Source organism: Aquidulcibacter sp. (genome assembly GCF_020253525.1).
Classification (GTDB): Bacteria; Pseudomonadota; Alphaproteobacteria; order Caulobacterales; family Aquidulcibacteraceae; genus Aquidulcibacter.
In genome coordinates, this window is sequence record NZ_JADCBK010000037.1 from 35851 (window position 1) to 55130 (window position 19280).

Genomic DNA, 19280 nt, shown 5'->3' on the forward strand with positions numbered 1-19280 from the left:
CGTGAGTAATCCCCCCTTTTTGGTCGCGATCAGCGGTGGTTCCGGCTCTGGTAAGACGACAACGGCAGCGCAATTGGTGGCCTTATTGCGCCCCTTGACCGCGCGCATTGTCAGCCAGGATGATTATTACAAGGACAGCCGCTCTCTGCCAGGCTTTGACCCGGCGACTTATGACTTTGACACCCCCGAAGCGCGTGACCATGTGCTGCTGGAGCAGCATTTGAAGGCGATCAAAGCAGGCGAAGCTGTCGATGTGCCCATCTATGACTTCACCATTCATGGAAGACGGGAAGCAACCCACCGCCTGCCACCCTGCGATGTGGTGATCTTAGAGGGCACCCACACCCTGTGTGACAGTGCGATCTACAATCTGTGCGACCTCAAAGTATTTGTCGACACACCCTCTGATATTCGATTGCTGCGTCGTCTCTTGCGCGACATTCATGAGCGCGGGCGCACGCCAGAAACCGTGGCGGCCCAATATCTGTCGACTGTCCGGCCCGCCTATGAGCGTTGGACAGGGCCCAGCCGGTTGAATGCAGATTTGATCGTCTCCGGCGGCACAGGCGTGCAGGGCTCACAATCTGAAACCGCCTTTGGGGCAGCGGCGCAAATTGCCGCCGCTATTCGCAAGGCACTCGGCCTACCGCCACTGTGACGGGCAGGTGGCCGCGATAGGGATTGGCTTTACCTGTCGCCAAACTTGGAAATCCTCAAGTCGGGATTCAGGGCGATAATGCTGCGCAATCCAGCGATCCACGACGGGGTCTTCGCGGAGGAAACCCATCCCGTCGGTCTGGATCGGCCTTAGACCTTCAAAGCGCTCACTTTGGGAGATCAAAATGGCGGGGGCAAAGCACTGGATATCTTCCAGATAATCCCGGCGCACGCGAGCCAGTTGATCTTGGGCCGCTTTCGCCACTTTCGGATCTTCTGCCCGAACCATCAGGCCCGGAACCATCCACATGGAATAATGGCGCGAACCAAAGCTGCGCCCTTCCCGAACCAAAACATAGAAGCTGTTTTGGGGGACAGTTGAAAGGATCATGATGCGGTTTGAAGCCGGCTCTGCGTTGATCAGCTGACGCAAATTTTCTGAGACAGGTGTCGCCCCGGTGGTCACAACAACAACCAAGGGGCTGATGACCATCGAAATGAAATAGCCCAACAGCCCAAGCCGGACCAAAAGACTGTCGAGCTTGGGCAAGGGCGCTTCGCGAACACTCCACAGGATCAAGAGGAGGACGCACGTCCCTTTCAAGGCGATGTAATGATAGAAAAAGCCCTTCATCTGGACGACGATGATCAGCAGGAACAACAGGCTCAGGCCAAGAAGGCCCAAAACAATCGGTCGCGTGTCTCTTAACCGAAGTGCCAGAACCAATGGAACCAAGATAAATTGGGCCGGCCCCACAATCATCAGAAGCGCAAACCAAGCTGGCTTTCCCGTCCACGCATTGAAAGCATCATAGGATATGGCCGCCATCGGGGCGATCTGCGTCAAGAAGTCCGGCGCAAGGCGAAGCACAGCCACCGCATAGGCCAGTGCAAACACCGCCAAGGCTAAGGTCTCGGGCCGGAAGGGTCGCCACTTCTTGCCAAGGCGCAGCGCCAGAACCGCTTCCATGACAATCGGAATGAGAACAAAATAGTGCTTGAGGGCAAAGCCATAAGCGCTAAAGCCGGCAATGCCGAGGGCGAGGGGAAGCGAGACGGGAAGCTGCGCGTCGCGGCGCAGCGCAAGTACCAGCCACAAAAGGCTGGCCACTAGGGCCGATTGTTCACGCTGGCCAACATCAGCGACCGCCACCCACACTATTGCGATCAAAAAGCCCAGTATGGCAGGGCCTTGTTCGGCCTTGGAGATTAGCCCATCCACGCCCTTGGCAAACATCCATACGGCAAATACCGCACCAAGATGGGCCAGCGTCATGGCGACGACATGTGTGCCAACCCCAAAAATCTGCCCAAGCCAAACGCTGGGAATGGCCGCCCAAAACCAGAGTGGCGGGTTAAGGTCGATTATATCGCGATAAAGCGTCTTGCCTTGCAGAATCTCGCCCGCAATATGGCTGCGCCACGTAATGTCGGTCGTCGGCTCTAAAAGCAGGCCGATAATCAAACTACTTAGCCAAGCCAAACTCAGGCAAGCGCCCAAGAGTTTGGGCTTGGCGAGGTAATCTGAAAGCTTCTGTCGCGTCATAGGGTTCTCAGATACGCTCAAACGGATCAGGAAAACCCTTGTCTTAGAGGGATCAGTTTAAGATTTCCCTCATCATAATGACTTCACGATAGCTTCCGTCATCTTCTTGGCATCGGCAAACAACATCATAGTGTTGTCGCGGAAGAAGAGTTCATTCTCCACCCCCGCATAGCCAGAACCCATGCCGCGCTTGATGAACAAGACCGTCTTGGCCTTTTCCACGTCCAGGATCGGCATGCCGAAGATGGGGCTTTGCGGATCGGTCTTTGCGGAAGGATTGGTCACGTCATTGGCACCAATGACATAGGCCACATCAGCCTGACCAAATTCTGAGTTGATATCTTCCAACTCAAATACTTCGTCATAGGGCACTTGGGCCTCGGCCAAGAGGACGTTCATATGGCCCGGCATGCGGCCCGCAACGGGGTGGATCGCATATTTGACCTCAACGCCTTCGGCTTTCAGCTTGTCGGCCATTTCTTTCAGCGCATGCTGAGCCTGCGCCACCGCCATGCCATAGCCCGGCACAATGATGACACGCTCTGCATTTTTCATGATGAAGGCCGCGTCATCGGCGCTGCCTTGCTTCACGGGCCGGGTCTCAATCTTGCCACCCGCGACTGCGGCGCCATCGGCAGCACCAAAACCGCCCAAAATGACCGAGATGAAGCTGCGGTTCATGCCCTTACACATGATGTAGGAGAGGATCGCCCCTGACGAACCAACCAAGGCCCCGGTGATGATCAGGGCATTATTCTCAAGCGTGAAGCCCAAGGCTGCTGCCGCCCAACCTGAGTAGGAGTTGAGCATCGAAACAACGACCGGCATGTCGGCCCCACCGATGGGGATGATCAAGGTGACGCCCAATAGGAAGGACAGAGCAACCAGCGCCCAGAAGGCCCAAAGCGCTGCACCATGGCTTGCGATCAAGATGCCAATCAGGGCGATGATCCCGACCAAAATCAAGATGTTCAGCAAATGGCGGGCAGGCAGAATGATGGGCGCGCCACTCATATTGCCATTTAGCTTGGCAAAGGCGATCAGCGAGCCGGTAAAGGTGATTGAGCCAATGGCAATCCCAAGGCCCATTTCGACCAAGGATACGGTCTTGATACCGCCGCCTTCCGCCGCAATGCGAAAGGCTTCGGGGCTATACATAGCCGCACCCGCGATCAGAACAGCGGCCAGACCGACAAGCGAGTGGAAGGCTGCTACCAATTGCGGCATGCTGGTCATGGCGATCTTGCGCGCCAGAACCGCCCCGACGCCACCGCCAACAGCGGTTGCGGCGAGGATGAGGCCAATCGTCGTCACATCCAGTTTGACGGCAAGCAAAGTCGTGACGACCGAAATCGCCATACCGACCATGCCATACATATTGCCTTGGCGGCTTGTCTCTGGGCTCGAAAGCCCTCGCAGGGCTAGAATGAATAGGACCCCGGAGACGAGATAGAGAAGGGCTGCAATGGATGGGGTCATCTTAGTGGCCGCCCTTTCCAGGAGCTGTACGCTCCTTCTTTTTGTACATGGCCAACATGCGTTGGGTCACGAGGAATCCGCCGAAAATATTGACGGCGGCCAAGGCCACAGCAACAGCACCCATGCCACGAGACACCCAGGTCGCGCCATCCGCCCCGCCATCTGGCAGGGTGGCGGCAGCTGCGATCAAGGCACCCACGACAACGACCGAGGAAATCGCGTTGGTCACGGCCATTAAAGGCGTATGCAGGGCGGGAGTCACACTCCACACCACATAATAACCAACAAAAATCGCCAACACGAAAATGGCGAGGCGGAAAACGGTGGGATCAACGGCTTCCATGTTCAATCCTCATGCTGCTGTCAGGGAGGGGTGCACCACCGCGCCATCGCGGGTGAGCAGCATGCCCTGAATGATATCGTCGTCGAAATGGGGGGCGAAGGCTTTGGTTTCTGCGTCTGTCAACAAAGGCAGAAGATTGAGCAAATTCTTCGCATAAAGCGCGCTGGAATCCGCAGCCAAGCGACCGGGCAAATTGGCAAAGCCCGCAATGGTCACGCCATTTTCGGTGATCACCAATTCATCGGCCTTGGACAATGGGCAATTGCCCCCTTGCTCCACCGCCAAATCCACGATCACGCTGCCGGGCTTCATGGCGGCGACCATTTCAGGCGTCACCAAAACAGGGGCGGGGCGGCCGGGGATTAGGGCCGTGGTGATAACCACATCTTGCTTGGCAATATGATCGCCAACAAGGACAGCTTGCTTGGCCTGATATTCCGCACTCATGGGCTTGGCATAGCCAGCGGCGGTCTCGGCGGCTTTAAACTCTTCATCCTCAACCGCGATGAACTTGGCCCCCAGTGACGCAACTTGTTCTTTGGCGGCTGGGCGCACATCGGTTGCCGTGACGATGGCCCCCAAGCGACGCGCGGTTGCAATGGCCTGAAGACCGGCCACGCCTGCCCCCATGACAAAGCATTTGGCGGCGGCAACCGTTCCTGCTGCCGTCATCATCATCGGAAAGCCCCGACCATAGAGCGCCGCACCTTCAATCACGGCGCGATAGCCTGCCAAGTTTGCTTGCGAGGACAAAGCATCCATGGCCTGCGCGCGGGTGATACGCGGGGTGAATTCCATCGACAACGCAACCACGCCAGCCTTGGCAGCCGACTCAATCAGCGCTTTATCGCCATGGGGATTCCAAAAAGCCACAACGCCCGCGCCCTTCGGCACCAGCTTCAGCTCAGCCGCACTGGGGCGACGCACCTTCAACACAAGGTCAGCGCCCTTCAGGGTCGCCTTCGCATCGGCAGCGATTTCAGCGCCAGCTTCGACGAATAGACGGTCTGGCGAAGAGGCCTGATCCCCGGCACCGGTTTCGATCACGATCTGATGGCCCGCTGCGGTAAGTTTCTTGATCGTTTCTGGCGAGGCCGCCACCCGGGTTTCCCCGTCGCGCGTTTCCTTCAATATGGCTATTCGCATGAAGCTTAATCTCCCCTGAGCCCCTGCACGTGCTTTGTTAACACGATGGCTGACCTACCGCGTTGACGCAAGCCTATTCGTCGCACGTGCGTTAAATCAACTGCGCCACTTCAAGCTTTGTGGACGGATAGGGTTAGAAAAGGGCCGCCCCTCAGCCCGACTTTGCGCCCATTCCCGCTTGAGTTTGTTGTACCACTTAGCTTGTACGTCGATGTCGTCAATCCAAAGCATGCCTTTGGTAAATGGCAGGCCTTTATTCTGCAGGTCCACCATGCGGCCATCTTGGTCCAGAAATTCGCGGGCTGCGGGGATTAAAATCGGCTTGATCAGATCGAGCAGTGGGGCCGCCGTCCAATAGCTAATTTGAGTAATCAGCGTCGATTTGCCGTCGATTGGCGTGAGACAGGTCAGCGTAAAGAATTGGCTCTTGTCATTTTCCACCACTTCCCAGCGAAAGCCCGGCACCATGAACACAATCTCGGTCGTCACCCCTTCCCCGAACAAGAGGCGATAGGCCAGAGAGTTTGACGACGGGGCGTGCCGCGCAATGGCCCAGCCATACAGCCGCGGCTCAAATTGCTTTTCCTTGATCTTGAGGCCAACAGACGGCGGCCGCCACCACCATTGATTATGCACAAAGGGCACGTGGGCCGGGTCCATCAGCCCCACCACCGCATTGTCCATATGGGCTTCAAACACCCGACTGACCACGAATTTGGGCTTATCCGCTTTAATCCCGAAATCTGGTGGGGGAAGGTCGGGCGTGCCGTCAAACCGGGGGTCGGACGAGAGATAGATAAAGACGAGGCCATTGCGCTCTGCATGGGGATAGCGCCGGACCTTCACTTTGGACGGGTCATAGGGTTGGCCTTCGACCAAGGACGGCATCAGCTTGCAAACGCCATCGCCGCCAAAGCGCCAACCATGATAGGGGCATTCAATGGTGGCTTGGCCATTGGTCTCAACTTGACGCCCAGCCGACAAGGGCACCGCGCGATGCGGGCAGACGTCGCGGATCGCCAAAACCTCACCCTGTGCGGTTCGGCCCAAAAGCACGGGCTCGCCCACAATCATGCGCCGGAATTGCTTGCCCGCCTTCAGCTCTGCCGACGTCGCGGCAAAATACCAGCAATCTAGCAACAGCCCATCAGAAGTGATGGATTGCGCTGTCGAGAGGGGGGAAACGTCATCAGCCATAGCAAATCCTATAGACTAGTTTTGCCAACACGAAAAATATCATCCCATGCGGAAATCTGGCGCATCCAAATCCTCGGGCAGTGGCGTCTTATCTGTATCCAACCAACAATAAGGATACCAACATGAAAACCCTCCCCCTGATCCTCGCCACCGGCCATTTTTGCTTGAGCCTAGGCCTCGCAAGCCCCGTATTTGCAGCCATTCCGCAGGCGAAAGCCAAACCACAACAGGTCGTCACCCCCCTAAAGCCTGCCCAATTGGCGTGGGCAAAAGACTTAGCTCACCCCGTCAGCCGACATACCTTGTGCCAACCCACGGGCCGCCAAGCCTTTAGTGCCAAGACCTGCTCAATCCTAACCCAGCTGTCGCCGAAACCGACGGCGGAAGGCCAGGCCATCGATATCAAGGCCTTGAAAGCCAATCGTGCGGTTTGGCTGTCCTTGCCCTTAAGCGTACGAGAGCGGCTAGAGACCTATGATCTGGTGGTGATTGCCACCGCCTCGGCCCCCGCCCAAGCCACGCTTGCTCGTTAGTCCTAAAGAATGCAGCTTGGCTGCATCCAAATCCAGCTGCGGCGGCGTCACCTATTTTTGCCGTCGCCGCACATGAGAAAAGGAATAAAAAATGGAAAATGTTGGTGAATTCGTCCCCTTCATGCTCTTCTTCTGCATCACCGTCGGGGTACTCGCGACGCTCTATTGGAACGCCAAAGTCCGCGAAGGCCAGCAAGAAACCCTGCGCCAAGTCATCGCCTCTGGCCAAAAGCTGGATGAGACCACGCTAAAGCTCATGGTGAAGGCCCCCAACTCGCCAGAAATGGACCTTCGCGCTGGCATTATCAGCCTGATGATGGGCTTGGGCTTTTGTGTTGCAGGTGGAATTGTGATGCTAACAGGCAATGACGAAGGCTTCGGCGTGGGCACAATCTTGATCCTGATTGGTGTTGTTTTGGCCTTTACCGGCGCAGGTCAGCTTTTGAGCTGGCGCTTGCGCCGCCCTGCTCCTTCGTCTGAACCGCAATAAGACGAGGGGAAACGCGAACTCGGTCATGACCATGCACACCAGTCAAACGCTTGTCAGCGATATTGATGAAGCCTTGGTCAAGCGCGCCCGCACGGGTTCCTCCAACGCGTTTGACCAGCTGGTGCGCCGTCATCAAGCCGCCGTTCGTGGCTTCCTGTGCCGGATGGTCCAAGAGCCAAGCTTGGCCGACGATCTGGCACAGGAGACTTTTTTGAAAGCTTGGAGAAATCTCTCGCGTTGGCGCGGGGCAGACCAAGCGGGGGGCAGTTTTCGGGGTTGGCTGTTTTCCATCGCCGTCAATGCCGCCCATGACCAACGTCGCAGCCAAGCCCGGTCGCAAAAGCGCGACACCGATTGGCTCGCCGATCAAGACCAAATTGGCACCCAAGAAGCAGGCCTCGCCGCCAAGCTCGACCTCGATAAAGTGCTAGAAGCCCTCTCCCCCGATCAGCGATTGGTGGTTTCCCTCTGCTTCGGGGCTGGCCTGTCCCATGCCGAAGCCGCCCAAGCTTTGTCCATGCCGCTTGGCACCGTCAAAAGCCACGCCCAGCGCGGGCGAGAACGCGCCCTCGAAGTCATGCGGGACTTGCGCCCCGCGGCCCCAACGGCCAAATTCGATCTGTCAGAAAGCCATCAGCCATGAACCAAGACGATCTCGCTCTCAAATCCTTATTCTTGGAAGCCCAGGCTTTTGAAGAAGCTGCCTCTAACGAAGCCTTTGTGGCGGGCGTCATGAAGGAAGTTCAAGCCGATATCGCGCGCAAACAGGTTTGGCGCGACGTGACTGGGATCATGCTCATGGTGATCGTTTTGAGCCTGCTTGCCTATCTGGCCCCCACGGGTCTGCCCATTATCCAATCGGCCGTTCTGGGAAGTGCTGCTGCTTACGGCCTCAGCCAACAGGCCGTCCTATTGACCCTGGTGCTGGGCCTCAGTTTTGGCGGCTGGTGGTTGGCGACGAAAAACTAGATCGCTTCGCCAACCAGATCATAATCACCCGCATCTACCACGCGCGCCCGCACGATATCGCCGGGCTTGGCCTTCTTAAAGCCGTGCAGCTCAATCGCGCCATCCACTTCTGGCGCATCCCAAACCGTACGGCCAATCGGGCCTTCATCATCAACCTCATCAATGATGACATCGACTTCTTTCCCGATCTTGGTGGCCAAACGCTGTTCGGAGACTTCGCGGGCGACTTCCATAAAGCGGTGCCAGCGTTCTTCCTTCACTTCCTCGGGCACTTGGCCTTCAAGGTCGCGCGAGGCGGCATGGACGACATTTTCATATTTGAAACAGCCAACTCGGTCGATTTGGCCTTCGCGCATGAAGTCGAGCAAGAGGCTGAAATCTTCCTCCGTCTCGCCGGGGAAGCCAACGATAAAGGTCGAGCGGATCGCAAGATCAGGGCATTCTGACCGCCATTTGGCAATGCGGGCGGCCTGCTTGTCTTGATTGGCAGGGCGGCGCATCGCCTTCAACACACGCGGGCTTGCGTGCTGAAACGGAATGTCGAGGTAAGGCAGGATTTTGCCCTCTGCCATCAGATGAATGGCTTCATCTACATGGGGGTACGGATAGACATAATGCAGGCGCACCCACGCACCCAAACTGCCTAAGTCCTTGCAGAGATCATAGAATTTCGCGCGATACTCGCGGTCCTTCCAGCTGCTGGTGGCATAGCCAATATCGAGGCCATAGGCGGAGGTATCTTGGCTGATCACCAAGAGTTCTTTCACGCCTGCGCCCACCAATTTCTCAGCCTCTGCCATGACATGGGCGGCGGGGCGCGACACGAGATCACCGCGCAGCTTGGGGATGATGCAGAAGGAACAGCGATTGTTGCAGCCCTCAGAGATTTTCAAATAGGCATAATGGCGCGGCGTCAGCTTAACCCCGCCTTCGGGCACCAGATCCAAGAACGGGTCATGGCTGGGCGGCAGCGCGGTGTGCACCGCCGACATCACGCTCTCATATTGCTGCGGGCCGGTGATCGCCAAAACCTTTGGATGACGCTCGCGGATCACATCCGGCTCTGCCCCCAGACAGCCGGTGACGATGACTTTGCCATTTTCGGCAATCGCCTCGCCAATGGCATCCAAGCTTTCTTCGCGTGCCGAGTCGAGAAAGCCACAGGTATTCACCAACACCAGGTCTGCCCCGCTATAATCGGGGGCAATCTGATAGCCTTCAGCCCGCAAGCGCGTGATAATCCGCTCACTATCCACCAGCGCCTTCGGGCAGCCCAGCGATACAATGCCAACTTTGGGAATGGTTTTTTCAAGTGCGTCTGTCATCGGCTGGCTTTAGCGCGCGAGGCCTTGTGGGGCAAGGCGCGGGGTTCGCCTTGATGACACCAAGGGCGATGTCATCCCGGACGGCGTAGCCGATCCGGGATCTCCTGCCGCAAAGTCCCCTGAGGTCTCCGCTCTCCACTTCGTTCCGGTGGGGATGACATTGTTTTGGGTGGTGGTGTGGGTGTTGCCATCCGGGTCCACCAAACACAAAAATATGTCCGCCGGAACAGTGGTTAACCCTTGCCGAATGCGGCGCTTGCGCGCATGTTTAGCCTTGGGACGGGCAAGTGGAGAGATGAGATGAAAACGCTTGTAACTTTGATTGCCCTTGCTGCGACGGTCGGCCTATCGGCCTGTGCCACAACGACGACGAAGTCAGGACCAACGCCTTATCAGGCCGCAGCAACAGGCAAATTTGGCTTCACGGATCAACGGATTGAAGCCAATCGCTATCGCATTACGTTTGAAGGCAATAGCAAGACGACCCGCCAACGGGTTGAAGATTCGCTCTTGCTACGCGCTGCCGATGTGACCATTGATAACGGCTATGATTGGTTTCAGATTGCCCAACGCGCGACCGATCCCAAGACCTATAGCCGCCCTCAATTGAGGTCGCGATGGGCGTTTGGCGGCGGATTTGGCTATTCTTCCTTCCGGACCTTCCATCCCCGCTATGGCTGGGTCAGCTATTATGATCCCTTCTGGTCTAACGGCTTTTATGATCCGTTCTTCGATCGGTTTGACACCGAAGAGATCACACGGTTTCAAGCCACCGCAGAGATCATCCTTGGCAAGGGTCCAAAACCAACAGACCGCGCCGATGCTTATGATGCGCGGGATGTGAAGACGAATTTGGCCCCACGTATTATCCCGCCCCCGGCCCCGGTGCCAACGGTGGCTCCAGCTCCGGCCGCGCCGTCCCCCGCTTCCACAGCCGCGAAGACCTGATGCGGATCATCCTGTTTCGCGATGCGGTGGAACCAGTCGAACCCTGGCAGCCTGCGCCGGATCGTGTGGTGCAGGCTGGGGCGGCAGGGGGAACGCAGAATTTATATGAAAGCCCTGATGGACGGGTCTTTGCTGGCATTTGGCATGCCACACGTGGCGCGTGGCGGGTTGTCTATGACGAGATGGAATATTGCCACATCACCAAGGGCCGCGCGCGTCTAACATCGTCTGCGGGCGAGGTCATTGAGGTGCAAGCCGGAGATGGCTTTGTCATTCCTAACGGGTTTGAGGGCGTGTGGGACGTGCTGGAAGATATGGAAAAGCACTATGTGATCGTGCTTCCGCCGCAGGTTTAGCGGGGTGTTTGTTTCGACTCGTCTGGACATGGCTTTGGTACGGCCTATGCCTCACCAAAGCCTTCCACGTGTCGTCTATAAATCAGCCTCACTCTGAACCCTAAGGCTTTACGGCCTCCGCATAGAGTTTGGAGACTTGGTTCCAGTTAATCAGGCTCCACCACGCATCGACATAATCGGCGCGCTTGTTTTGGTACTTCAGATAATAGGCGTGTTCCCACACATCATTGCCAAGGATCGGCTTGCCGCGGAAATCGCCAATATCCATCAGAGGATTATCCTGATTGGGGGTAGAGCCGACCGCCAATTTGCCGTCTGGCTTCACGATCAACCAAGCCCAACCAGAGCCAAAACGGCCCATGGATGCCGCGCGGAACTGGGCCTTAAAGGCATCCAGCGAACCAAAGTCGCGGTTGATTGCGGCGGTCAGTTCGGGTGAAGGCGCGCCGCCCGTACCCACAGGGGTCATGATCTTCCAGAAAAAGCTGTGGTTCCAATGCCCGCCAGCATTATTGCGGATGGCGGCTGGCGCGGTAGAGGCCGAGGCCAGCAGTGCTTCTAAGCTTTTGCCTGCATAGGCTGGATTGGCACTGATAGCGGCATTGAGACCCGCGACTTGTGCGCCATGGTGACGCTCAAAATGGAGGCGCATGGTGGCTTCATCAATGATCGGCTCCAGAGCGCCATAAGCATAGGGCAGAGCCACTTGCGTGAAGGCCGGTGCAGCAGGTGTCACAGCTGCGGCAGGGGCTGTTGGTGCTGTCGCGGGGGTAGGGGTTTGGGCCAAGGCGGCAGACGATAGCAGGCTCAAGGCAGAGAGGGTCAGGACGAGGCGCATAAATTCTACTTTCCTAAAGGGATGGTGCGAACATGGTCTGAGGCGGCGGCAGAAACAAGGCGGCTTGTGCTGACAATAATGTCACCCATTCAGCAATCTTGCTTTAAGAGCAGGGCATAAAGAGGGCAGGAAGTATGGAAGAACGCGTGGAAGCCTTAGAAGTTCACGTCATGCATTTGATGCGCACCGTTGAAGAGCTGTCGGACCTATCCCATCAGCAAGCCGATGAGATTAAGCGCCTCAACCGTCGGCTGGAACTCCTGTTAGAGCGGGAGGCGCAGCGCCAGCACGACAGCTCAGAACCGCCACCGCCGGATCAAAAGCCACCGCATTATTGAGGTGAGTTCGCTTTAGGCCCCATGCCAGTGCACAAAGCGGCCATGGGGATCAATATCTGCCAGCACCCGCTTGCGCCCAGACGGCCACTCGATCAGTTCCAGAGTCATGCTGGCACCATCTTGAGCCCGTCCCAAAATCCCACCGGGCTCATACCGTAACCACGCCAGCGGGGCCTCAGGCGTGGCGCGTGCGCCTTCGGTCTCAATGGCCAGCGTGATGGCATCGCGTACGGCTTGCGGCGGATATTGGAAGAAGACGGAATGATAGATGACCGTCAAAGCATCTTTCGCGCGGGCCGCAAGCTTGGCCTTAATCCAGTCACCTGCATCGCCTTTGTCGGGTGTGATGGACTGAGCCGCGGCAATTTCCATCGCCGCATTCAACCGCTCTAACCGCTCGGGCTGGTCAGGCCAGATATAGGCGCGTAAGCGCAAACGGTCTTCTGGCAAAGCCGCGTTCAGGGGGTTTTGGTCGCAGGCCGCGCGGTTGCGGATGGCGGCATGGGCTGGAAAGCGCGGAGCAGGGCCGCTCCACTGGGTTGAGAGTTCGACGCGCGGTCCCGCGATGGGGCTGTCCCACTGCCAGCTGCCAAAATCATAATGAAAGCGGTCCATGCTGAGATTGAGCCCGGCCGATGCCCCAAGCTCCAGCACGTCTATCGGCCCGTCAAAAGCCTCAGCGGCGGCACACAGGCCGGGCCACAGGCCCATAGCGCGGCGCACTTCATTGGTCTGTGGTGGGGACTTTAGAAATTCGCGCACCCACGCCCCTCGCATGCGCAGGCTTTCCACCGCGACCGGCCAAGCTTCCGCCATAGACCAAGGGCGGCCTTGCTGCGGCCAGACTTGCGCCAAACTGCCATCAGGATCGGTCAGGACAAGGGCATGCAGGGCACCTGCCAAGCGCAGCGCCAAAGCATCTTGGATCGGATGGGTTATCCACGCCTGCGTCAAGTCTGCGATGATGCCACCCGCTTCAAAGTCCGCGGCCATGATGTCGCAGAGCTGGGCTGTAAAGGGGGAGTCGAACGCTTTGCACCAAATGGCTTGTTGTCGCAGAGCCTCTGGGATTGTGACATCTACCATCAGATCGCACCACGCGCCTTCAAGGCCGCAATTGCGCTGGCATCAAGGCCTGCCTCTGCCGCCAAGCTTTCCGAATCGGCCCCATAGTCTGGCAAGGTCAAGCGCGCTTCGCCCGGCTCATCACGGAAGCGAATGGGAATGCCCAAATGCTTATGTCCGTCTGCATCGGTCAGCACCATGCCGCGCGAGATTGTATAGGGGTCTTCCATCGCATCCTTTAGGCTGCGCACGGGGGCCCAGCACAGATCGACGTCCTTTAGAAAGTCGCTCCACTCGTCCAAGGTCTTGCTGGCAAAGGTTTCCTCAAAATAGCGCTTGAGCGGGTCTTGGCCGGGGCCGGGCTCAAGCTTGGCATAGTCGAACAGATCAGGCCGGCCCAACGCGTCGAGCAAGTTTTTCGCGAAATGATGCTCGGACCCACCCAAGACCAAGAACTTTCCATCCTTGGTCTCATAAGGCCGATACATGGCCGCGCCACCAAATGGCCGCATCTCCTTTGCTACGGGATGGGCATTATCGGCAAAGACGGGCCCAAGAACATTGGGCGTCCAAGCCAGAAGGGCATCATACATAGAAAGATCGATATAATCGCCCTTGCCCGTTTCTGCGCGGCGATAGAGGGCCATCATGATCGCGGCAAATGCCATCAGGCTCGCGGCCATATCCGCCGCCGGGATAGACGGGCTGGCGGGCTTATTGTCGGTCAGGCCCCGGTTCAGATCAACCAGCCCCGCCATGGCTTCCATGGTGAGATCATGACCGGGTTTGTTCACATATTTGCCGTCTTGGCCAAAGCCCGCGATAGAGCAGTAGACGATGCGCGGATTGATCGCGGCAATCGTGTCATAATCCACGCCAAGCCGCTTCACGACGCCCGGACGGAAAGCTTCAACAATCACATCCGCCTCTGCGGCCAGCTTCAAGAACAGCGCACGCGCCTCAGGATCTTTCAGATTGATCTTCAGGCTGCGCTTGCCCCGCGCGATATTGCGAAACCAGACCGACACGCCGTCTTCGGTCTTATAGCCGATCACGCGGGTCGGTTCGCCCACGCCATTGGCAGGCTCTACCATCACCACATCGGCCCCATGGTCAGCCATCATCATGGTCATATGGGGCCCTGGCAAAAAGGCGGAGAGGTCCAGAACTTTGAGGCCTTGGAGTTTCATCGCTCAATGTTCTCCCATTTTGGGTGCCCGTTTTCCAACGGGCCGCTTGCCATTGACTTTGATCGGGCTGGCCAGCATGCGCAAGCGGCCACCCGGTGCGTCGGGATGGTCGACCGCATCGGTCATGCCAATGGCCTTCACATGGGTGCTGTCGAGGGCTTGGCCGATGTCATAAATGGGCGCGACAGGGACGTGGCCGCCCAAAAGCGCGATCCACGCAGCCGTTGTATCTCTGCCCAGCACGTCATCCAAAACCGCTGTCAAATCCGCCAGATTCTGGCGTCGCGCCGGGATGCTGGCAAAGCGGGGATCGGTAAGCAGGTCTGGGCGGCCGACTTTGGCGCAAAAAATCTCCCAGAATTTGGGGGTCTGGCACATCAGCATCAACCAGCCATCTTGGGTCTTAAAGGCTTGGCTGGGCGCAATGGACGGGTGCGCTCCGCGCGGCAAGCGGCCCACTTCGACGCCCTCATTCAAATACCACGTGGCGGGATAGGAGAGTTGGTGAAGCGCGGTATCAAACAATGCCACATCGATGTCACAGCCTTGACCGGTACGGTGCGCACCCAAAATGCCCGCCAGAAGGCCCACGGCCAATTGGCTTCCAGTGTGAAAATCAATGATCGACAGACCGCACCGAACCGGTGGGCCATCGGGTTCGCCACTCATCGACATTAGGCCCGCTTCGGCCTGCATCAGATAATCATAACCGGGCCAAGATGCCCGCTCATTATCCCGTCCGTAGGCGGAAAGATGTGCGCAGACGATCTTGGGATTGATGGCTTTCAAATCTTCATAGGTGATGGCCATCTTGGCAGGCTGATCGCCACGCAGATTATTGGCCACAGCATCGGCCTCTTTGACCAATGCCTCAAACTGCGCCCGGCCTTCGGCAGTCTTGATCTCGAGCGCGATGGAGGATTTGCCGCGCGAAAAGGTCTGATAGAATTGGCTGTCTTGCTCGCCCAGAAAGTAAGGGCCTGTCGCGCGGCTCACATCGCCGCCCATGCTGGGTGCCTCAATCTTGATGACTTCGGCACCCAGATCCGCCAGCAACATCGTGCCATAGGGGCCTGCGCCATATTGCTCAATCGACAGGATTTTAATGCCCGTTAGGGGAAGGCCAGATGTCTGCATTAGGGCTGAACCGTCTCTTTGAGGAGGTCTGTGCGAAAGCCATTGCGCTCTGCTGCTGCATTCAACGCGGCGCGCTGCTCGGCGGTGATGGTCTTGGTGCGGGCCAATAGCCAGAGGTAAGCGCCATTAGGGCTGCCAACCAAGGCCGTCTGATACTCGGGGTCGAGATAAATCACCCAATAATTGCCTTGCCCCTTTGGCAGGGGAATCGGCGCGAAATTGACCGCCAGCTTCGCATTGTTCGAGCCCGCAATGACCGCGGCCACCCCTTGCGCGCTGCGCGGTTTGCCGTCGCTGGTGCCTGTCGCACAGGTGTTGGTGACGCTGACCCGACCATCGGGGCGCAGGGCATATTCGGCGGTCACGCCCTCGCACTTTTTCTGGAAACTATTAGGGTAGCGGGCAATCTCATACCATTTGCCAGCATAGCGATTAAGATCAACAGCGGCGACCGTGGTGGGGGGTGCGGCATCCTTTGCCCGCCCCATGGTTCCGGCAATGCAGCCCGATAGTGCAACGCAGCCCGCCAGAATGGAGGCCAAAAGTGAAATTCTCATGCTGTTTCCCCTTCCGTGGGTGGAGCAGACTTATGGGCCAGTTTGGCGGCATTGGCTTCCCAATTCTGACCATCAAAGGGCACAATCGAAAGGACAGGCGCTTGACCGGGATCAAAGCAATTAGCGTTGACGCTGACCCCATCGGGGTTAGAGCGCGGGGTATAGAAAGCTTTCACGCCACATCGGGTGCAAAAGGTATGATTGGCGACTCCGGTGTTGAACCGATAAGACGTCAGCTTATCCGCGCCAGCCGTTAGCTCAAAATGCGCCATCGGCACAATCAGATGTACAAAGCCCGTCCGTGTACAGATGGAACAATTGCAGGCTTCGGCTTCAACCGCATCGGAGGTGAACACGCGAAAGCGCACGTCGCCACAATGGCACGAGCCGGTGCGCCAAGTCTTTACCATCCCAACACCTCTAAGTCCGTGATTTCTTCAAAGTCTTGCGGATTGAGCGTCACCAATGTGGCCTGTGCATTTAGGGCTTGGGCAGCAATCATCCGGTCTAGGATTTTGCGACGTGAAAACCCACGTGATCGTAAGATGAGGCCATATTTCTCGGCGTCTTTTTCTTCGAAGGGGAGCACGGGCATGAAGGAAAGGAATACATCAAGTCGCTGTCGCCTAAGTGCTGCGGACGATGGCTCTCGGTGTACGCCACCCTCAAGCTCAACACGCGTGATGACAGAAATCGCAAGCCGCCCGCTTAAACTTTGCAGCTTATCTAGAATGTCCCGACTGCGATCGCGAACTTCAAGGGCAACGCTGGTATCGAGCAGGTAAAGCGGGCTCATAACCCCTCGCGTTCAGGAAAGATATCGGGATCGCGCGCTTCAATGTCGGCGACGTCAGGCAGGTTACGGAGCTCTGCTAGCATTTGTTGGAAACTAATCTTGCCGGACCGCGGGGTTGGTCGCAGGGTAATAACATCCCCTTCGCGTTCCATCTCCAGCTCCGTGCCATCCGGAAAGGCCAGCGCCTTTGGCAAGCGAACCGCTTGGCTATTGCCGCTTTTGAAGGTCTTGGTTCTGTAGGGTGCCATGGTCCTGTCCTCCAATGGTCGTATATACATGTATATACATGATTGCCGGGTTAGGGGCTACGGGTGAGAAATCTTATTAGGATAAGCCGTCAAACATGGCGCTCCCGCTTCAAATACGCGTCTCGGGTTTGGCCCCATTTGTCATTTTGGACTTTGTCATAGGGGGGCGGCAATTGGACCGGCCCTAAATTTCTGGATCCGATTTTCGTCGCGATGGCACAAGAAGCAAGATTTTCAGGACGAATCGTATGGATAATGTGGGGCCATTTCAGGACATCAAAAATCCAGTCACGACACGCGCTTGCGGCCTCGACGGCATAGCCCTGACCTTGGTAACGCGGCGCAATGACCCATCCGAGTTCTCGGTCTGGCCAGCCATAGGGCTTATGAGGTCCAACACGGCCAATGAATGACCCACTTTCCCGCTCAAAAACCCCAAACACGCCATAGCCACGCAGATACCAAGACCCAGCCGCCGCCGCAAACGCACGCCAAGCTTCAGGGCCAGTTACTGGCTTTTCGCCCTCTTCAAGCAAGTCTGGATCGGCCAAAAGGGCGGCCCAAGCCTCAAAATCCGCTTCGGCGGGAGGGCGCAGAATTAGCCGGGCGGTCTCTAGGATCATTGCGGTCCACCCCCCTAAATCGGATTGCGGGCCACCAATTGCTTGGCGATGATGATGCGTTGCATTTCGTTGGTACCTTCGCCTTCAGACATCATGGGTTTGGGACACCTGCCTCACGTTGTAAGCGCTGCAAGGCAATCTTCTCTAAACATAATGAAGTCAGTGACCCAGTCGTCTCCGGCATCAAGGGCCCACCGCTACCAAGGCGCGAAATTGGTGAGAAGCACCCAAGAGGACGGCTAGGATCAATAGACTGAATACGGAGCATAACGGGCTTGCCAATCTCGGAAGGCCGCAAGAGTTCAATTGTCACACCACCGAAGCGTTGGGTAATTGTTTGATCGGTTTCGTTCCATTTGAACGGTAATAAGCCAAATAGCTCCTCATCACCATTTTGGTTCTTGAAACCCCAGTGGAGGCGATAGTCCCACTTTACATATCCACGCTCAACTTTGAACCAAATGGTATCGGGTGTGAACGCCTCGCGACCGATAGGGCGGTATGTGGCCCGATTTTTAGCATCGATATAGATACATAATCCGACGCCCATAGTGCCAAATTGCATTCTTGCCGGCAACCAGGATGTCTGAAATGTGCCTCCACCTTTCGTCGTGCAAACATAATCAAGGGTGCCGCTATTCTTCGAATCGCCAAAACATCGGCGCACGGTCGAGCTGAACCGCGTATCGCAATAAACTGTAGCATTACTTCCGCCACGCACTTTGGCGAGCCTTGTTCCAATCGGCAAAGCTGGGTCAAGAAACTCTGCGCCCTTTGGCGACGTTAACTCGACCCCACCGTCAGGGACGACATTAACTTCAACAATTGGTTGACCTTCGCTTTCATTGGTTGCCGCGGTGCCTTCATTGACCGGCAAAATCCATAACAATGGCAGGACGGGTGACAAATCCCGATCGCTTGGCGCCACAATTCGATCAGAAGCAGCACCGCTTAAAGGCACTAGCGATCCAATCAGCAACAAAGAGTACGCTAAATTCCTCATGACAAGAGCCCTAAGAATTGAGGGTGGCTTCATCCGCATTCGCTCTTTCATTCCACCCCCCTAAATCGGATTGCGGGCCACCAATTGCTTGGCGATGATGATGCGTTGCATTTCGTTGGTGCCTTCGCCGATGCACATCAAAGGCGCGTCGCGATAGAGGCGTTCGATGACATATTCTTTGGAATAGCCATAGCCGCCATGGATGCGCATGGCTTCCAGCGAGACTTCGACAGCGGTTTCCGAGGCGAAGAATTTCGCCATGCCTGCTTCCATGTCGATCCGCTCACCCCGGTCAAAGGCGGCAGCGGCATCCTGGGTCAGAAGTTCGGCGGCGCGTGTCTTGGCGGCCATTTCGCCCAGCTTCAGCTGGATGGCCTGATGCTCACAGATCGGTTTGCCCATGGTCTTGCGCATTTGGGCATATTTGACGCTTTCGGCCAAAGCGCGCTTGGCGATCCCGACCGAGCGGGCTGCGATATTGACGCGACCAATCTCA

The 19280-nt window shown here is 57.1% G+C and carries 25 protein-coding genes; 8 read left to right on the forward strand and 17 right to left on the reverse strand.

From position 1 onward, the window contains the following. The first annotated feature begins 1 nt into the window (after position 1). The gene (udk, locus tag IOB61_RS05100; protein ID WP_290813124.1) at positions 2-658 is read left to right on the forward strand and encodes a uridine kinase; all 657 of its coding nucleotides are present in this window, start codon (positions 2-4) and stop codon (positions 656-658) included. Here the strand turns inward: udk and IOB61_RS05105 are convergent. The 5 genes from IOB61_RS05105 to IOB61_RS05125 form a co-directional block, all read right to left on the reverse strand. Then, positions 644-2203, reverse strand: a complete 1560-nt coding sequence (locus IOB61_RS05105; RefSeq protein ID WP_290813127.1) for a hypothetical protein — start codon at positions 2201-2203, stop codon at positions 644-646. The genes udk and IOB61_RS05105 overlap by 15 nt on opposite strands. Before the next feature lie 72 nt (positions 2204-2275). Further along, a complete protein-coding gene (locus IOB61_RS05110; RefSeq protein WP_290813130.1) occupies positions 2276-3682 on the reverse strand; it encodes an NAD(P)(+) transhydrogenase (Re/Si-specific) subunit beta in 1407 nt (468 codons plus the stop codon). A gap of 1 nt (position 3683) precedes the next feature. After that, positions 3684-4025: a proton-translocating transhydrogenase family protein gene (locus IOB61_RS05115; protein WP_085338326.1), complete on the reverse strand. Its 342-nt coding sequence runs from the start codon at positions 4023-4025 to the stop codon at positions 3684-3686. Between the two features lie 9 nt (positions 4026-4034). Next, the gene (locus IOB61_RS05120; RefSeq protein ID WP_290813135.1) at positions 4035-5171 is read right to left on the reverse strand and encodes a Re/Si-specific NAD(P)(+) transhydrogenase subunit alpha; all 1137 of its coding nucleotides are present in this window, start codon (positions 5169-5171) and stop codon (positions 4035-4037) included. 96 nt (positions 5172-5267) lie between these two features. Further along, positions 5268-6368 carry an aromatic ring-hydroxylating dioxygenase subunit alpha gene (locus tag IOB61_RS05125; RefSeq protein ID WP_290813138.1) on the reverse strand — a complete coding sequence of 367 codons (1101 nt, stop codon included), beginning with the start codon at positions 6366-6368 and terminating at the stop codon, positions 5268-5270. Between the two features lie 122 nt (positions 6369-6490). Here IOB61_RS05125 and IOB61_RS05130 point away from each other — a divergent pair, with 122 nt between their 5' ends. The 4 genes from IOB61_RS05130 (at position 6491) to IOB61_RS05145 (ending at position 8360) form a co-directional block, all read left to right on the forward strand. Beyond that, positions 6491-6901 (forward strand): hypothetical protein, encoded by a 411-nt coding sequence (locus IOB61_RS05130; RefSeq protein ID WP_290813141.1) that lies wholly within the window; start codon positions 6491-6493, stop codon positions 6899-6901. 91 nt (positions 6902-6992) lie between these two features. Beyond that, complete coding sequence (locus tag IOB61_RS05135) at positions 6993-7391, forward strand: DUF6249 domain-containing protein (protein WP_290813144.1); 399 nt, start codon at positions 6993-6995, stop codon at positions 7389-7391. A gap of 31 nt (positions 7392-7422) precedes the next feature. Then, positions 7423-8034, forward strand: coding sequence for a sigma-70 family RNA polymerase sigma factor (locus IOB61_RS05140; protein ID WP_290813147.1), 612 nt, complete (start codon positions 7423-7425; stop codon positions 8032-8034). Then, positions 8031-8360 carry a hypothetical protein gene (locus IOB61_RS05145; RefSeq protein ID WP_290813150.1) on the forward strand — a complete coding sequence of 110 codons (330 nt, stop codon included), beginning with the start codon at positions 8031-8033 and terminating at the stop codon, positions 8358-8360. The genes IOB61_RS05140 and IOB61_RS05145 overlap by 4 nt, the downstream gene beginning before the upstream one ends. Here IOB61_RS05145 and rimO read toward each other — a convergent pair. After that, on the reverse strand, positions 8357-9685 hold the full coding sequence (gene rimO, locus IOB61_RS05150; RefSeq protein WP_290813153.1) for a 30S ribosomal protein S12 methylthiotransferase RimO: 1329 nt from the start codon (positions 9683-9685) through the stop codon (positions 8357-8359). The genes IOB61_RS05145 and rimO overlap by 4 nt on opposite strands. Before the next feature lie 300 nt (positions 9686-9985). On the opposite strand from rimO, the gene IOB61_RS05155 reads away from it, so the two are divergent. Then, the gene (locus IOB61_RS05155; RefSeq protein ID WP_290813156.1) at positions 9986-10633 is read left to right on the forward strand and encodes a hypothetical protein; all 648 of its coding nucleotides are present in this window, start codon (positions 9986-9988) and stop codon (positions 10631-10633) included. After that, positions 10633-10989 carry a cupin domain-containing protein gene (locus tag IOB61_RS05160; protein WP_290813159.1) on the forward strand — a complete coding sequence of 119 codons (357 nt, stop codon included), beginning with the start codon at positions 10633-10635 and terminating at the stop codon, positions 10987-10989. Before IOB61_RS05155 ends, IOB61_RS05160 begins: the two co-directional genes overlap by 1 nt. A 100-nt stretch (positions 10990-11089) precedes the next feature. Here IOB61_RS05160 and IOB61_RS05165 read toward each other — a convergent pair whose 3' ends face one another. Continuing rightward, a complete protein-coding gene (locus tag IOB61_RS05165) occupies positions 11090-11827 on the reverse strand; it encodes a superoxide dismutase (RefSeq protein WP_290813162.1) in 738 nt (245 codons plus the stop codon). A 134-nt stretch (positions 11828-11961) separates the two neighbouring features. Here IOB61_RS05165 and IOB61_RS05170 point away from each other — a divergent pair, with 134 nt between their 5' ends. Continuing rightward, entirely contained in the window at positions 11962-12165 is a 204-nt protein-coding gene (locus IOB61_RS05170; RefSeq protein ID WP_290813165.1) for a SlyX family protein, read from the forward strand. A 12-nt stretch (positions 12166-12177) separates the two neighbouring features. Here the strand turns inward: IOB61_RS05170 and IOB61_RS05175 are convergent, their stop codons facing one another. The 10 genes from IOB61_RS05175 to IOB61_RS05220 all read right to left on the reverse strand — a co-directional run. Continuing rightward, positions 12178-13251 carry a DUF2332 domain-containing protein gene (locus IOB61_RS05175; protein WP_290813168.1) on the reverse strand — a complete coding sequence of 358 codons (1074 nt, stop codon included), beginning with the start codon at positions 13249-13251 and terminating at the stop codon, positions 12178-12180. After that, on the reverse strand, positions 13251-14420 hold the full coding sequence (locus tag IOB61_RS05180) for a CaiB/BaiF CoA-transferase family protein (protein WP_290813171.1): 1170 nt from the start codon (positions 14418-14420) through the stop codon (positions 13251-13253). The genes IOB61_RS05175 and IOB61_RS05180 overlap by 1 nt, the downstream gene beginning before the upstream one ends. Positions 14421-14423: 3 nt before the next feature. Further along, complete coding sequence (locus IOB61_RS05185; RefSeq protein ID WP_290813176.1) at positions 14424-15557, reverse strand: CaiB/BaiF CoA-transferase family protein; 1134 nt, start codon at positions 15555-15557, stop codon at positions 14424-14426. Further along, entirely contained in the window at positions 15557-16114 is a 558-nt protein-coding gene (locus IOB61_RS05190) for a lipocalin family protein (RefSeq protein WP_290813179.1), read from the reverse strand. The genes IOB61_RS05185 and IOB61_RS05190 overlap by 1 nt, the downstream gene beginning before the upstream one ends. Then, on the reverse strand, positions 16111-16524 hold the full coding sequence (locus IOB61_RS05195; RefSeq protein WP_290813182.1) for a GFA family protein: 414 nt from the start codon (positions 16522-16524) through the stop codon (positions 16111-16113). Before IOB61_RS05195 ends, IOB61_RS05190 begins: the two co-directional genes overlap by 4 nt. After that, entirely contained in the window at positions 16518-16910 is a 393-nt protein-coding gene (locus IOB61_RS05200; protein WP_290813185.1) for a type II toxin-antitoxin system VapC family toxin, read from the reverse strand. The genes IOB61_RS05195 and IOB61_RS05200 overlap by 7 nt, the downstream gene beginning before the upstream one ends. After that, entirely contained in the window at positions 16907-17158 is a 252-nt protein-coding gene (locus IOB61_RS05205; protein WP_290813189.1) for an AbrB/MazE/SpoVT family DNA-binding domain-containing protein, read from the reverse strand. Before IOB61_RS05205 ends, IOB61_RS05200 begins: the two co-directional genes overlap by 4 nt. An 89-nt stretch (positions 17159-17247) precedes the next feature. Next, on the reverse strand, positions 17248-17781 hold the full coding sequence (locus tag IOB61_RS05210) for a GNAT family N-acetyltransferase (protein WP_290813192.1): 534 nt from the start codon (positions 17779-17781) through the stop codon (positions 17248-17250). Between the two features lie 91 nt (positions 17782-17872). Further along, entirely contained in the window at positions 17873-18835 is a 963-nt protein-coding gene (locus IOB61_RS05215; protein ID WP_290813194.1) for a hypothetical protein, read from the reverse strand. Between the two features lie 9 nt (positions 18836-18844). Continuing rightward, a partial coding sequence (locus IOB61_RS05220) for an acyl-CoA dehydrogenase family protein (RefSeq protein WP_290813197.1) occupies positions 18845-19280 on the reverse strand: 436 nt, incomplete at its 5' end.